Raw genomic sequence first — 14,342 nt, forward strand, 5'->3', positions numbered from 1 at the left:
TTAGGGTGCGCCGCCGCGGCTTATCAACTCTCGAGCCAATTGACGGTAGGAATCGGCGGCTGCGTGATTACCGGCATAGGTGGTGATGGGTTCGGCCGCGACGGTCGCGTCCGCGAACTTGATGGTCCGGCGGATGACGGTGTGGAATACCTTGTCTCCAAATGCCTCCACCAGTCGGTTCATGACCTCGCGGCTGTGCAGGGTGCGTGCGTCAAACATGGTGGCCACCACGCCGTCAATCACCAGGCGCGGGTTGAGCCGGTCTTGGACCTTCTCGATGGTTTCCACCAAGAGCGCTACCGCACGCAGGGCGAAGAACTCTGCGGTGAGCGGGATGATGACACCGTGTGCGGCGGTCAGGGCGTTGACGGTCAACAGACCCAACGAGGGTTGGCAGTCGATCAAGATGACGTCATAGTCATCTTCGACCTCGCGGAGCGCGCGGGCGAGGATCTGCTCGCGCGCCACCTCATTGACGAGTTGCACTTCGGCGGCGGAGAGATCGATATTGGCTGGAAGCAGATCAATGTTGTCCACATCGGTGGGCTGAATGGCTTCGCGTACCGAGGTTTTGCGTTCCATCAGCACGTTGTAGACGGTCACATCCAACTCATGCGGATTGGTGCCAAATCCCGCCGAGAGCGCGCCCTGCGGGTCAAAGTCGACGAGGAGCACCTTGCGGCCGGCCTCGGCGAGCGCGGCCCCGAGGTTAATGGTGGAGGTGGTTTTACCGACGCCGCCCTTTTGATTGACCATGGCGATGACACGGGCCGGGCCGTGCGAATCCAGCGGTGCGGGGGCGGGAAATTCTCGGTATGCGCGGCCGGCGGGGTCATGCAGTTCGCCGGGAGCACCGACTCCGGGGAGTGTTTGTACGCCTGACTCGTTACTCACCAATACACACTTTCATTGCTTACAGGGTTATCTCTTGTGCCAGGCTATCGGCACCTGTGGCACACCCCACGCACCTTCCCCGCGAGACGCCGCGAGCCTCCACCTTCAGGTTTAACTTGAAAGTGGAGGCTCAAGGCCCGCACTCTGGCGGGCACACGCTCCCAGGCGCACTCACACTCGGGCCACCCGCGCCACCTCCGGGCGTTTTCCCGCAACCCGTGTCTGCAAACGCCGCGCTGTGGACCCATAACAGTTATGGGTCCACAGCTGCCCCAGAACAGACCCGCCCCTAGCGGCGCGCCTCAACCACCTCGGCTTCCACAATCTCGGTGCCGCCATGCGCGTCCGGGTCCATGGACGCTTCGTCGAACTTGTCCTGCCCGGAGAGCACCCGGTCCACCTGGTCGCGGTCGATTTCCTTGGTCCAGGTTCCCACGAGGACGGTCGCCACCGCGTTGCCGGTGAAGTTGGTCAGCGCGCGAGCCTCCGACATGAAACGGTCGATACCCACAATCACGCCGACACCGCCAAGCAGTTCCGGACGGTATGCCTGGAGTCCCGCAGCGAGTGTTGCCAGACCCGCACCGGTCACACCGGCGGCGCCCTTGGACGCAATAACCATGAAGATCAAGAGCGAAATCTGCTCGCCCATGGACATATTGACGCCCATCGCGTTGGACACAAACAGTGTGGCCATCGTCAGGTAGATTGCGGTGCCGTCCAGGTTGAAGGAATAACCGGTCGGCACCGTCACGCCCACCACCGGCTTGGACACGCCGAGGTGTTCCAGCTTGGCGATAAGCCGCGGCAGCGCGGATTCGGAGGATGAGGTGGAGAAGATGAGAAGGTACTCGCGGCCCAAGTACTTCATGAGCTTGAAAATATTGATCCGCGTCACCAGGTACAGCAGTCCGCCGAGCACAATCGCGATGAACAGAATGCAGGTGACATAGAAGCCGACCATCAGGATCGCCATCGACTTCACGGCTTCCAAACCGGTGGCCCCCACTACAGCGGCGATCGCACCGAACGCACCGATCGGCGCGACCCACATGATCATCATCAGGATCTTAAAGACAAGGCCCTGGAACGTGCGCACGGCCCGCAGAATCGGTTCGCCGCTCTTACCCATGCTCTGCACCGCGAAGCCCACCAGTAGCGCGGTAAACAACGTGGGAAGAACCGGCAGTCCGGGCGGAATAATCTCAATGACGAAGTCAAATAGCGCATTTCCGGTGCCCCCAGCAGAGCCACCCGGCTTGTATTCGGTGAGCTTCAGGCCCTCGCCCGGATGCAAGAAATTACCGACCACCAGGCCAATAATCAGCGCAAAGGTGGACATGCAAATGAAGTACAGGAGGGCCATGCCGCCCACCTTGCCAACCGTCGCCGCCTTCGCGATCGATCCGATCCCGGTCACGATGGTGCAGAAAATCACCGGCGCGATCAACATCTTGATCAAATCCACAAAAATGTCGCCGAGCGGCTTGAGCGAGGTCGCGAAGTTCTTGGTTCCGCCCTGCGTGCCTTGGGCCACCAGCCCGACAATAATGCCGAGAATCACGGCGGCGATCACCGCAATATAAAGCCAGTGCGTCTTGTCCTTTTTGCGCCGAGTGACCGGCTGCGCATCTCCTCGTTGAGTGCTCATTTTCTTCCTCCAGATGTGGTGATTAAGATTCTCTGCGGTGCACTATTCACCGCTGTCGATAGCATCCAACCACTAGCTTGGCGCAGAATGTGACCTAGGACACCCTTCTGTTCATATTGGTCACGGAGGAGGAGCATGCGCACCTGGAGCCTCGCTCGGCGCCTGTTCGCGCTCTATTTCCTCTTCATGGTTCTCATCACGGCGGTCTTTGCCACTCTGGCTTACCTTGATGCGCGCGAGCGCGCCTTTGGCGACGCCGCACAGCGTACGACGGCGATAGCCACCACGATCGCGGATTCCCCCTTGGTACTTCAGGCGGCAGGGAGCAAAGACCCCTCCAGCGTGTTGCAGCCCTTCGCCGAGCGGGTGATGAACGATTCTCGGATCGATTTCATTACCATCATGGCGCCGGATCGCACACGGTGGACGCACCGCAATCGCGAAGAAATCGGACTGCCCTATATCGGCAGTGTGGACGAGGCGCTGGCTGGCCGATCCTTCACCGAAACCACAGCGGGCACTCTTGGCCCATCGGTGCGCACCATTGTTCCGGTCAAGGACGCGAATGCCCAGGTTGTCGCGATGGTGTCGGTGGGCGTGACCGTGGATGCCATCGAGGATGTCGTGGCGTCACGGTTTGTCTTGATTGGGGCATTATCGCTGGGACTGCTCGGCTTGGGCGGATTGCTTACCTACCTCATCGGCAGATATTTGAAGCGCGTGACCCACGGTTGGGGACCTGAACAACTGGGGCAGCTTTTCAGCTATTACGAGTCGGGGCTGCACTCGGTGCGGGACGGGCTGATCCTGGTCGATACCGCTGGTCGGCTCGTGATGTATAACGATCAAGCTGCCGCACTCCTTGGCGTTTCGGGCCCCGAGACTAAGAGGGCACCCGTGACGCTATCCGCGTTGGACATTCCCGCCTCGCTGCGCGAGCTCTTAGCCTCGGGACGAGTAGCGCGGGAGGAACTTTTTGTGGTGGGTGAGAAGCTGCTCGTGGTGTCTCAGGAACGCGCGAGGACCCCGGGCGACTCCCGTTCTCACGGTTCGGTCGCGACCCTGCAGGATCACACCGAGGTGCAAAGGATGGGCGAGGAACTGCGCTCCACACGCACTCTGACTGATGCGCTCCGCGCGCAAACCCACGAGCACGCAAACCGTATCCACACGATCGTTTCGCTGTTGGAATTGGGCCATAGCGAGCAAGCGCTTGAGTTTGCCACGCAGGATCTAACGCTGTCCCAACGCTTAGTCGACCAGGTCATTGATGAGCACCGCGAACCGGTTCTCGCCGCTTTGGTCATGGCGAAGGCGGCCCAGGCCCGCGAATCCGGAATTGATCTTCGCGTGAGTTGGGACGAGCGGGCAAGCTTTGCCCACCTCGACGCACACGACGTCGTCACGATTTTAGGCAACCTGCTGGACAACGCGATGGATGCCGCCATCGAGGGAAGCCGGGCCCATTCCGGTGCGGGCCTACTGCCTGGCGCGCATCTGCAAATCGGCCGTCAGGCGCAAAACAACCCTCAGACTCACAACGACCCAGCGGAATTGTGGATATCGCTGGATATCTGGCGGGAGTCGGGGCTGATACTGATCAAAGTGACCGATAGCGGGCCGGGATTCAGCGTGGAGGACCCGCGCCGCATTTTGGAACGCGGCTACACCACCAAGGAATCCGATTCGACCGGGCGCGGCATTGGCTTAGCACTCGTGCAGCAAGCGGTCACGAGACTTGGCGGCGAACTTGAGGCGGGACAGGACGAAACCGGCGCCGTGTTCACCGTGGCACTGCCTATCTCGCTCAGCGCCGACGGCGATTCTACTTCTGAGATTTCCCCCGACGAGGGGCAGAGCGCATGATTCAGGTTCTGGTGGTGGACGATGATCCGCTCATGGCCGAGGCCCACGCAAAATACGTGACCCGAGTCGAGGGATTCGCCGTCACTGGAGTGGTGCACCGGGGACAGGATGTGCCAGCTTTCCTATCCGATCATCGCGTCGATGTCGTCCTATTAGATATGAACCTTCCCGATGTTCACGGCTTGGATGTGGCAAGACGACTGCGTGCCGCTGGTGCGACGGTAGACATCATCGCCATCACGGCGGTGCGGGAGATGCCCATCATTCACGGGGCCATCGCCGCGGGCGTCGTGCAATACCTGATGAAACCCTTCACCTTTGCGGCTTTCGCGGAAAAGTTGGAGAACTATCGGCATTTTCGCGAGCAACTTCACGGTAGCGAGCAGGGCTCGCAACATCAGGTCGATCAGGCGCTCGCGAGGTTACGTTCACCCGTCACGGTTCCTCTCCCCAAGGGGTTATCACCTGGAACCCTAGAAAAAGTCATCGACCTACTCAGGACGAGCGCTGGGGCCGTCTCCGCGCAGGAGTTGACCGAGAGTTTAGGCATCTCACGTGTCACCGCCAGACGGTATCTGGAGCATCTAGTGGAGAGCGGGCAGGTTGCTCGTACGGCACGTTATGGAACGCCGGGGCGTCCCGAAAATCAGTACACTTGGGCGACTCGCTAAATGGACAATTCATCCGATCTTTAATAGCAAAACCTCTTGACGGTGCCGTTCTCTGATCCTAGGCTCAAGCCTAAACCGCCCCATCCCGCGGGAAAACCTCTGATCACTTGTGGATTGTGTGCGGTGTAGACGAATACTCAGTGAAGGAAACGAGAGCACGAATCATGCCCGAAAATGCAACCCCACGTCCGTTTCATTCCACTAGTCGCCGCACCCTGCTCGGGGCCGGACTCGCTTTGGGAACGGCCTCCGCCGCGGCTGTCAATGCGGCTTCGGCCAGCACGGCCACGGCTGCCGACGTAAGCGGTTTGAGCCGCTCGGATGCGGCATTCTTGCGCCGCGGCCTGCAACACGGAGCGTGGGTGGCACCGCCGGAACGCTACTACCCGAGCGCTCAGGTTTACAGCGCGCAGGGCGGCTTCACGATGCCAACGTTCTACGACCCCGACTTGTACAACAAGCCACTCATGGATCAGTTACCCGGAGAAACCTGGGCGATCACAAAGGCGCCGTACTCCGACCAGATCGATGGGCCGCCGCAACCGGGGCGGCCATTCCTGAATGCCGAGCAACAGGCAAATGCCGGGAACCTCTTTTCAATCTGTTTAGGTGATGAAGAGGGTTACAGCGTCGATCGCGTGGACTGGTTCAGCCAGTATGCAGCACAGGCACGCGCAGCGGCGCCTCAAGCGCTCCTACATACGAATCAATATTCCGGGCAGTGGTCCGACACTCAAATTCGCGACTATATTCGCCGTGTACAACCTGACCTCCTGTCCTGGGACAACTACTACTTCCATACCGCGGGGTCGGGACGATTTGAGTCCGGCAGTGTGACTCCGCTCTACAACGACACCTGGCGATACCGCCGGCTATCGTTGGAGGGGCTCGACGGCGCGGGTACTTCTCCCCTTGCTTTCGGGCAGTACACGCTGGGCTACCGGAACGGGAACTCGCAAGAAGGCGTCGGCACCCGTGTGATTTCCGAGTCCGAGCAATACGTCGTGTCCTTCGTGACGTGGGCGCTGGGTGGAAAGTGGCTCAACCTTTTCCGTTGGGAATGGAAGGCGGGGGATCAAATCTGGTTGCTGAATGATGAAAACGGCAACCTCACCGTTCAGTTTGATCGTTACGCCAAACTCAACGCGATGATGCGCAACCTCAGCCCGTACCTTGTTCGGCTACGCACGAAAAATGCCGGCCTGGTGCGTGGAAAGCTGGCTAGTGGCAGTCCCACACCGGCCTCCTCCATACCGGCGTTCACGGCCACCACCGATCCGGGCATTGGGCTGGAGTCGGTGAGCGTGACGAAGGCGCCGGATAAGAATGGTGGACAGCCCACCGACACGCTTATCGGCACCTTCCGCCCGATACCCGGGCTATCGGCAACACAACGCGGAACTTATATCCCGACAGCCGATTCGCCGTTTTTTATGGTGGTCAACGCCACCGGCTTCGCCAATGACAATCCCGGTCTGCGCGACGGAATCGGCGGCGAATCGGCGACGCTGCGACAGACGGTCCGCCTCACCTTCAACCTGACGGGGCTTCCTTACAATTCGGCGGGATTGCGCGTCATCCGCGCAGCTACCGGAACGGTGGAGCCAGTCTCACTCAACTCTGGATCAAATGGTCGGTACTGGGTCGATTGGTCGATAAACGGTGGTGTTGGCGACCTATTCTTCTGGGTCTAATTTCTGACCCAACCCGTCAAACCGGCCGCGCCGGAAGTATGGACCCCGACCCCAGCCCTCACAACAAAGGAACATACCGTGGCTACACCGAAGTCAACTCCCTCAGCAAACGGATTATCCAGGCGCCGGGCGCTCGGCATTGCGGGGATCGCCGCGGCGGGCGGCGCAATCGGCGCCGGCTCGCTCGGCGTTACGCCAGCCCTCTCCGCGCCTCCCAGTGCCGGGGCCATGACTAAAGCGGAACGGGCCTTCTTACAACGCGGTTTGCGCCACGCGGTATGGGTCGCTCCCGATACTCCGCCACGGTATGTCCCCACTCCGGCCGTCGTTGAAGCGGGCGGGTTCAACATGCCCACGTTTTACGATCCCGATCTCTACAATGCTCCTCTCATGAATGGGCTGAAGGATAAGACGTGGTCCTTGGCCAAGGCTCCCTTCGCCCAACACATACTCGGCCCTTTAGATGAGAGCCGACCGTATTTCCACGATGCGCAATTGCAGAACATTCAGAACCTGTTCTCCGTATGCTTCGGCGATGAAGAATACTATTCAGACGAACTGATCCAGTGGTTACCTCGTTATTTCGCCAAACTCCGCGAGCAGGCACCGGACGCTCTGGCTCACACCAACCAATGGGCTGGTCAATGGCAGGATGACCAGATCCGACGTTACGTGGCGGCGCTGCAGCCCGATATGCTCACCTTCGACAGCTACTACTACAACACCACCACGCAGCGCTCGTATCCGGGCGGGAGCGTGACCCCGCTCTATAACGACACGTGGCGATACCGGCGGTTAGCGCTCGAAGGTAGCGACGGAAAAGGCAATAACCCACTGGTTTTTGGCCAGTACACACTCGGTTACCGAACCGGAACTAACCAAGCATTGATAGGCCCCCGCGTACTCAGCGAGACCGAAATATGGTTGACATCAATGCTCACCTGGACCTTGGGCGGCAAATGGCTAAACCTCTTCCGTTGGGAATGGGCTCCGGGCGACGAGCACTGGTTGCTCAACGACGCGAACGGCAACCTCACACCGCAATATTCGCAATATGCCGCGCTGAACGGGTTTATGCGCAACCTCAGCCCCTACCTGGTTCGCTTGAGGACCCAGGGTGCGGGAATCGTTCACGGCCAAATGCAATCCGATTCCGGAAGTATCGTCAGCACGCCGGCCGCTGACATTCCCCGATGGAGTGTCGAAACCGACCCCGACACTCTCCTGACAGGGCTGAAGTCGGTGCGGGGAGCGGACGCGAATGCGGGTCGGCCCACTGACACCGTGATCGGCACTTTCCGACCGTTGCCCGGGCTGACGAAGCGCGAACGGTCCACGTGGATCCCGCGCCCAGACACTCCTTTTTTCATGGTTCTAAACGCCTCGGGATTCGCCAAAAACAACATCGAGGATCGCTTTTCTGGGGGCGGCGAGTCACAATCTGCCACTCACACCGTCCAGCTCGAGTTTGACCTGCGTGGCAGTAACCGCTCTCCCAATGCTTTGCGATGCTTTTCCCCACAAGATGGCTCGGTACGCCGCGTTGACTTGGAGCGGGTCACCTCTCGCCAGTATGTTGCTACCCACACCCTTGCCGGGGCCATGGGCGATTTGTTCTTCTGGGAGTGAGTCTTCTCTGGTGGCCTAAAGGTGGCGCCACTGGTATTAGCGAAATCCGTCCTAGCGGCGGAGCGAAGTTCCGAAGGTGTGAACTGTGTTGCGCAGCGGGCGTTGTTGGCTGTCCACCCAGAGCGGCGGGATGAGCCAGGGAGTGTTGTCAATAATGGCAATCTCCCAGGTACCCGTGTGGATGTAGTGGTGGTGATAGGAGCACAGCAATACGCCGTTGCTGAGGTTCGTCTCGCCGCCGCGCGACCAAGGGTTAATGTGGTGTGCTTCGCAGAAGGCAAGAGGCGTGGTGCATCCTGGGAAGACGCATCCCTTGTCGCGTGCATTGAGTGCAACGCGTTGCGCCGCGGTGAAAAGCCGGCGCGATCGGCCAACATCCAGTGGCTGGCTGTCTCCCCCGAACACCACGGGGATCAGGTCGGCGTTGCACGCCACTCGACGAATGTCTTGGGATGTTGCCGCACCGATCCGCTGATAAAACGCGGTTCCGGACGATGTTTGTGAGTCCGATTCGACGTGCGGAGGTGGATCGGTGGTGGTTCCGGCTCCGGGAACCTCTTCGGCGGGTGTGCCAGCGCTATCTTCTGACCGATTCTTGAGCGCGCCCGTCAAATCGTGCTGATTAATGACGGCGATCACGGTCTGCCGCGCCTTTGGAACGTAATTAGGTGCTCCGTCTTCGCTCTTAACCGCTTCGGCGAGCGCTATGGCGCCTTCCCTTGCCGCAATCAGGAAGGCATCGAGAAGTTTTTGAGCGTACGTCGGTTCGAGACCTTCGGAGGCTCGATCCACTTGCGCCTTGGAGGGTTCCACACCGTATCCGCTGATGAGCTTCAGCGGATCGATGTCTAAAATTTCGCGAGCTACGTCGGATTTCGCGAGCATTCCGGCTTCGCCTGAGGCACTGTCGCCGCTGGAGGCAGACCCGGTAACGGTTGTGCCCAGGCTTCCGAGGTGAATCTTGCCGTCCCGAGTCGGGGTGATGAGGGCGTTCACGAACGTGGAAAGAGCCTCGTACTGGAAGTCGGTGACGACCAGTTCAAGATGATGCAACTTATTGCGGTACTTCTTGTAGAAGAGCCCCTGCTTTTGGGCCAGCTCCCGTTCGGTAGGTTCGGCACCGTCCTGGTTGGCCAAGACCTCGAAATGTTTGGCTATGCGACGCAACTGGTCGGGGCCAAAGGTATGAGCTTGCGTGCACAGCGTACGCTCGGCTTCGTCCGCCCATTTTTCTGCATCCGTCTGTACGTCGCCTATTTCGCACCGGGTGGGAGCGTGCGCCGCAATGTGATCGCTCGTGGTGAGCGTAATGTGCGCAGCATCGGTGGAGAGTTCGCCATGCTCTACAGCATCGGCGAGATGAGGATGGTGAGCGGTTCCGCGCCCGTTGCTGAACTGTTCACGAGGTCGAATCGCCTTTGCCAGGGCTATTCGTTGCTTTGCTTGGGTCCGCGAGATTCGCAGTGTCTGAACCATAAAGTCCGCGAGGTCCTTGAATTGCGGATGTTCGGGCTCCGGTTCCCAACCAAATGTTCCGCCAAGTGGTACCGCCGCCACATGCTCGGTGTCCATCACGCCAGTCATGACGATCTTGGCCGAGTCCACAGCCCTAGAGGCATCTTCGAGCAATTGCGCGGCACGCGTGATCTCCCGTCGGGGCGTTCCAGAACCCTGGCTGGAAAACTCGCCCATCAGGTCCAACAGCTCGGACGTGATCGCTTGCAGCCGAGAGCCCCAATCCTCCGCACCACTTTCGCTATCCATGACAGGGCCGGATACGTGCTGGCCGGGGTCTTCCTGTTCGCCCGAAACTGAATGTCGGTGCCGGGTGTTAGCGTCCAGGGCAGAAGGACTTTCCGCCTCAAGCTTTACCGGTGGGGCGGCGAGGTCATCGGGCAACGATCGGGGCGTAGCGGCATCAGCTGCCTTGCTCCCCAATTTTGGATCCGTGGATCCTGAAAGATCGTTGTCCATGTATAAATTTTACACCCAAGGAAGGTTAAAAGCGATATTTTTGGAGAAAATACGGCCAATCATTAAAGTAAAACTTTAAGGTTTAACTACTTGAATCATTTCTCTATCTTTTCATGCCCTAATTTCACTATTAGTGTAAAGCGTTCCCTGACAAAAACTACCCACGCTTAGCGCACACTAGCAAGAGATTCAGTGATCCTGGAGGCAGACCACTCGCAACTATCTCGCGTCTCGATAATCGTCATCCATAATGCGCTATATGCTCTGGCAATATCCTGCTCCAGATCACCCTCCTCGACCACGTTTTCCCGAATCTTTTCTGCACCGCCACGTATCAGTATCGTCGAGACATCGACCATTCTTCTCACGGTATATTCGTTGCCGCCAACTGCGAACCCTAGTGCGTCCAGCACCGAGGTTAGCCGCTCGGCAATGTGCTGACGCCGATTCTGCTCCACCCGCGCGACAACGTTGATCGCACGCTGACGCGCGGAAGTTGGCGCCATAGACCCAACGACATGCTCAAGCCGTAAAAACTGTGCCCACGCAGGACTTGCAGAAACGTGCCTGACATCGCGTAAGGCCAAAACTTCCAGAAGTTCCATCAACAACTCTCGCCGTGATTCTGCTCTTGCCATTTTCGCCCGGCGAGGCTCCAGGTATTCCAGCGCGGCCTTTGCGTCAAGGTCGCTTTCGCTGTCGAACTGGTTGGCAAGCTTTTCCAAGGCATGCTGCACCAGATCGGCAAAAAAAAGCGCTTTGTCCGGCCACAGTCGATACGCAACGCTCCGGGCTACCTCAGCGTCGCGAACCGCTCGCTCCAGACTCACCTCGCGCACCGAGAACTCAAAAGGGTTGTCAAAGACCTTCGATCCGGCTTCCAGTACCTTCCACTTGCTTTCGGAGGCACTTGTTCGCTTCTTCGATGAGCACTCGCCTGCACTGTTCACAATCGCTATCACCACTTGCACAAGATTCGTGGTGGAAAACCACCATTGAGACATAATGTCCCTTAATGCTACCGTCAATCTGTCGGTCGCGAACAACCGCTTCGACCGACGCCCAATCCACCAAGATAAGGAGACTCGAACATGGACGCAGCAGCTACCGGGCACGGGACAACGAAGAGTGCAGCACCACGGGGCGCCTCAACTATCTTGTGGCTAGGGTTGGCCGCGACGGTTCTCTCTGTAGGGGCAACCGCCATCACATCGAATCAGTTCGCTCCCTCGCTCTCCAGCGATGCGGTGAGCTGGATCTTGACCTACGAGTTCAGCGTCTACGGCGCCGGGATTGCGGCCTGGCTGGTTCTCGCGCTCGCGGCCCGCAAAGGCAATCACTGGGTTCCGGCCGCCTCGAGCGCAGTGTTTATCGTCGGCACGGCACTGAGTTTGTACAACTTCACGCAACCGCACCCGCTCGCCATGAGTATTGCTGGCCTGTCCCCCTCAGTGATCGGCGCGATCGCAGTCCTTATTCTGTCGCCCAGGAGAGCACGGTAACCAATCGGACGCCAAACCACGCGCCAGCACTCAACCCTCACTCGCGAGTTGCCACGTATAACGGTTTTACGGCCCGCATTCGCTACTTAAACGGCAACTCGCGGGAGGGGCGCACATCGCCGAGTTCGGAGCGGCTTGCCGGAACATCTTGCCGGGCCGGCCAGCGGCTTGTGTATACATAGAGTCGCTCTTCGAGCGCACAACTCGCAAAACTGCGTATTTGTGCATACACTAATGCTGTGCGTGCCAGTCAGCGAGCCTACGAGAGCCTCCGCGAAGAGATCATTGACGGCTCGCTCGCGCCCGGCACCGTCCTACAAGAGGTCGAACTAGCCACGCGCCTGGGAATATCGCGCACCCCGGTGCGCGAAGCGCTCGCTCGGCTCACCTCGGAAAGCCTGCTGTCCCCGCTTGGGGCGAGGGGCGTCGTCGTACCTCATATGTCCTTGCCTCAGGTCCGCGACCTTTTTGCTTACCGCGAGGCTCTGGAAAGTTCCGCCGTAGCCCTGGCCGCGCGGGCCACCCCCGCCGCCCGCGAACGATTCTCGCAACTCACCACAGACTTTGACCGCGCGGACGTAAAAAACGCCACCGCGTATTACGCACTGAGCGCCCAACTCGATCACGCCATCGCAGAGACCGCAAACAATAGTTATCTCACCCGCGCGCTCACCCAACTTCGCCCGCACTTGCAACGCGTGCGGCGCATCGCCCGCGATGACATGCCCCGCCTCGAAGAATCCGCACGCGAGCACGCCGCCATTGCCCGCGCCATCGCGGCCGGAAAACCCGAACTCGCGCAAGCCGCGCTCACACTTCACCTGGCCGCAAGCCTGAACAACATCGAAAACACCTACCCCGAGGGAGAATAACGTGACGAGTCTGCACGAGGTGCGCGTCTACCGCAGCGAAGAGAACCTGGCCCGCGAGGACCAGCTCGCCATGAAACTCGCCCAGGTCGCCACCGACCCGGTCGAGGTCACCCCGGAAGTCACCGACATGGTGATCAACCGGATCATCGATAACGCGTCGGTTGCCGTCGCCTCGCTCAACCGCTCCCCCGTCGTCTCCGCGCGCGAGCAAGCCCTCGCGGCAGGCACCCGCTCCCCGGGCGCCGCGATCTTCGGCATCGACACCCAAACCACCCCGGAATGGGCCGCCTACGCCAACGGGGTGGCGGTGCGCGAGCTGGATTACCACGACACCTTCCTCGCCGCCGAGTACTCGCACCCCGGCGACAATATTCCGCCGATCTTGGCGGTCGCGCAGTACGTCGCGGGGCGCGCCGCAGCCGGCGAACGCAACACCATGAAGGATGGCCGCGAAATCACCGGCCGCGACCTGATCCGCGGCATTGCGACCGGCTATGAAATCCAGATCGACCTGGTCAAAGCCATCAGCTTGCACAAGCACAAGATCGACCACGTGGCGCACCTTGGCCCCTCGGCCGCGGCCGGGATCGGCACGCTGCTTGGTCTGGACGCGGAAACCATTTTCCAGGCGATCGGCCAAGCCCTGCACACCACCACCGCGACCCGCCAGTCCCGCAAGGGCGAAATCTCCACCTGGAAAGCGCACGCCCCCGCATTCGCCGGGAAAATGGCGGTGGAAGCGATCGACCGCGCGCTACGCGGACAGACCTCCCCGGTTCCCATCTATGAGGGCGAAGACGGCGTCATCGCCTGGCTGCTCGACGGCCCCGACGCCCGCTACGAGGTCCCGCTCCCGGATCACGGCGAGGCCAAGCGCGCGATCCTGGACTCCTACACCAAAGAGCACTCCGCCGAATATCAGGCGCAAGCGTGGATCGATTTGGCCCGCAAGCTTCACCGCGAATACCCCGAGCTCGCCGACCCCGCGAATGTGCAAGGCATCGTGCTTCACACCAGCCACCACACGCACTACGTGATCGGCTCGGGCGCGGGCGACCCGCAAAAGTACTCCCCCGACGCCACCCGCGAAACACTGGACCACTCGATCCCCTATATTTTCGCGGTCGCCCTCCAGGACGGCGCCTGGCATCACGTCGATTCCTACGCACCCGAGCGCGCGCGCCGCGCCGATACCGTGGAGCTTTGGCAAAAAATTACGACGGCGGAGGACGCCGAATACACGCGGCGTTACCATTCCGTGGACCCGGCAGAGAAGGCATTTGGCGGCCGGGTAGAAATTACCCTCACCGATGGTTCCAAAATTGTGGACGAGATCGCGGTGGCCGACGCGCACCCGCTCGGCGCCCGGCCGTTCGCCCGGGAACAGTACATCGCGAAGTTCCGCACCCTGGCCGAAGGTGTTCTTGAGGCCAGCGAAATCGAACGGTTCCTGGACACGGCTCAGCGCACCGAAGAACTGAGCGGAACCGAACTGCTCGGGCTCAACGTGCTGGCGGCCCCGGGCGTCATCGCGGACTCGCCGCGCACCACCGGGCTGTTCTAGCCGTCGCGAACCGCGCCCGCAACAA

The 14,342-nt window shown here is 60.2% G+C and carries 11 protein-coding genes; 7 read left to right on the top strand and 4 right to left on the bottom strand.

The features are described from left to right. Positions 1-894 carry a ParA family protein gene (locus O148_RS0102765; RefSeq protein WP_026529703.1) on the bottom strand — a complete coding sequence of 298 codons (894 nt, stop codon included), beginning with the start codon at positions 892-894 and terminating at the stop codon, positions 1-3. A 289-nt stretch (positions 895-1,183) separates the two neighbouring features. Continuing rightward, positions 1,184-2,545: a cation:dicarboxylate symporter family transporter gene (locus O148_RS0102770; protein WP_026529704.1), complete on the bottom strand. Its 1,362-nt coding sequence runs from the start codon at positions 2,543-2,545 to the stop codon at positions 1,184-1,186. Positions 2,546-2,680: 135 nt separating this feature from the next. Between O148_RS0102770 and O148_RS14400 the strand changes: the two genes are divergently transcribed. From O148_RS14400 to O148_RS0102790, 4 genes are all read left to right on the top strand, one after another. Next, entirely contained in the window at positions 2,681-4,411 is a 1,731-nt protein-coding gene (locus tag O148_RS14400; protein WP_051619745.1) for a sensor histidine kinase, read from the top strand. Continuing rightward, positions 4,408-5,082, top strand: a complete 675-nt coding sequence (locus tag O148_RS0102780) for a response regulator (protein WP_026529705.1) — start codon at positions 4,408-4,410, stop codon at positions 5,080-5,082. Before O148_RS14400 ends, O148_RS0102780 begins: the two co-directional genes overlap by 4 nt. A gap of 164 nt (positions 5,083-5,246) precedes the next feature. Further along, positions 5,247-6,776: a hypothetical protein gene (locus O148_RS0102785; protein WP_026529706.1), complete on the top strand. Its 1,530-nt coding sequence runs from the start codon at positions 5,247-5,249 to the stop codon at positions 6,774-6,776. 78 nt (positions 6,777-6,854) lie between these two features. After that, positions 6,855-8,405, top strand: a complete 1,551-nt coding sequence (locus O148_RS0102790; RefSeq protein ID WP_026529707.1) for a hypothetical protein — start codon at positions 6,855-6,857, stop codon at positions 8,403-8,405. Positions 8,406-8,456: 51 nt separating this feature from the next. Here O148_RS0102790 and O148_RS0102795 read toward each other — a convergent pair whose 3' ends face one another. Both O148_RS0102795 and O148_RS0102800 read right to left on the bottom strand, forming a co-directional pair. Next, the gene (locus O148_RS0102795; protein WP_084156982.1) at positions 8,457-10,379 is read right to left on the bottom strand and encodes an HNH endonuclease signature motif containing protein; all 1,923 of its coding nucleotides are present in this window, start codon (positions 10,377-10,379) and stop codon (positions 8,457-8,459) included. A 167-nt stretch (positions 10,380-10,546) separates the two neighbouring features. After that, positions 10,547-11,383 carry a hypothetical protein gene (locus tag O148_RS0102800; protein ID WP_026529709.1) on the bottom strand — a complete coding sequence of 279 codons (837 nt, stop codon included), beginning with the start codon at positions 11,381-11,383 and terminating at the stop codon, positions 10,547-10,549. Positions 11,384-11,470: 87 nt separating this feature from the next. Between O148_RS0102800 and O148_RS0102805 the strand changes: the two genes are divergently transcribed. The 3 genes from O148_RS0102805 to O148_RS0102815 all read left to right on the top strand — a co-directional run bounded on the left by O148_RS0102805 (position 11,471) and on the right by O148_RS0102815 (position 14,317). Continuing rightward, a complete protein-coding gene (locus O148_RS0102805; protein WP_026529710.1) occupies positions 11,471-11,881 on the top strand; it encodes a hypothetical protein in 411 nt (136 codons plus the stop codon). Between the two features lie 239 nt (positions 11,882-12,120). Further along, the gene (locus tag O148_RS0102810; RefSeq protein WP_026529711.1) at positions 12,121-12,753 is read left to right on the top strand and encodes a GntR family transcriptional regulator; all 633 of its coding nucleotides are present in this window, start codon (positions 12,121-12,123) and stop codon (positions 12,751-12,753) included. 1 nt (position 12,754) lies between these two features. Beyond that, on the top strand, positions 12,755-14,317 hold the full coding sequence (locus O148_RS0102815; protein ID WP_026529712.1) for an MmgE/PrpD family protein: 1,563 nt from the start codon (positions 12,755-12,757) through the stop codon (positions 14,315-14,317). Positions 14,318-14,342: the final 25 nt, after the last annotated feature.

This window comes from Haematomicrobium sanguinis DSM 21259 (assembly GCF_000688395.1).
GTDB lineage: Bacteria > Actinomycetota > Actinomycetes > Actinomycetales > Micrococcaceae > Haematomicrobium > Haematomicrobium sanguinis.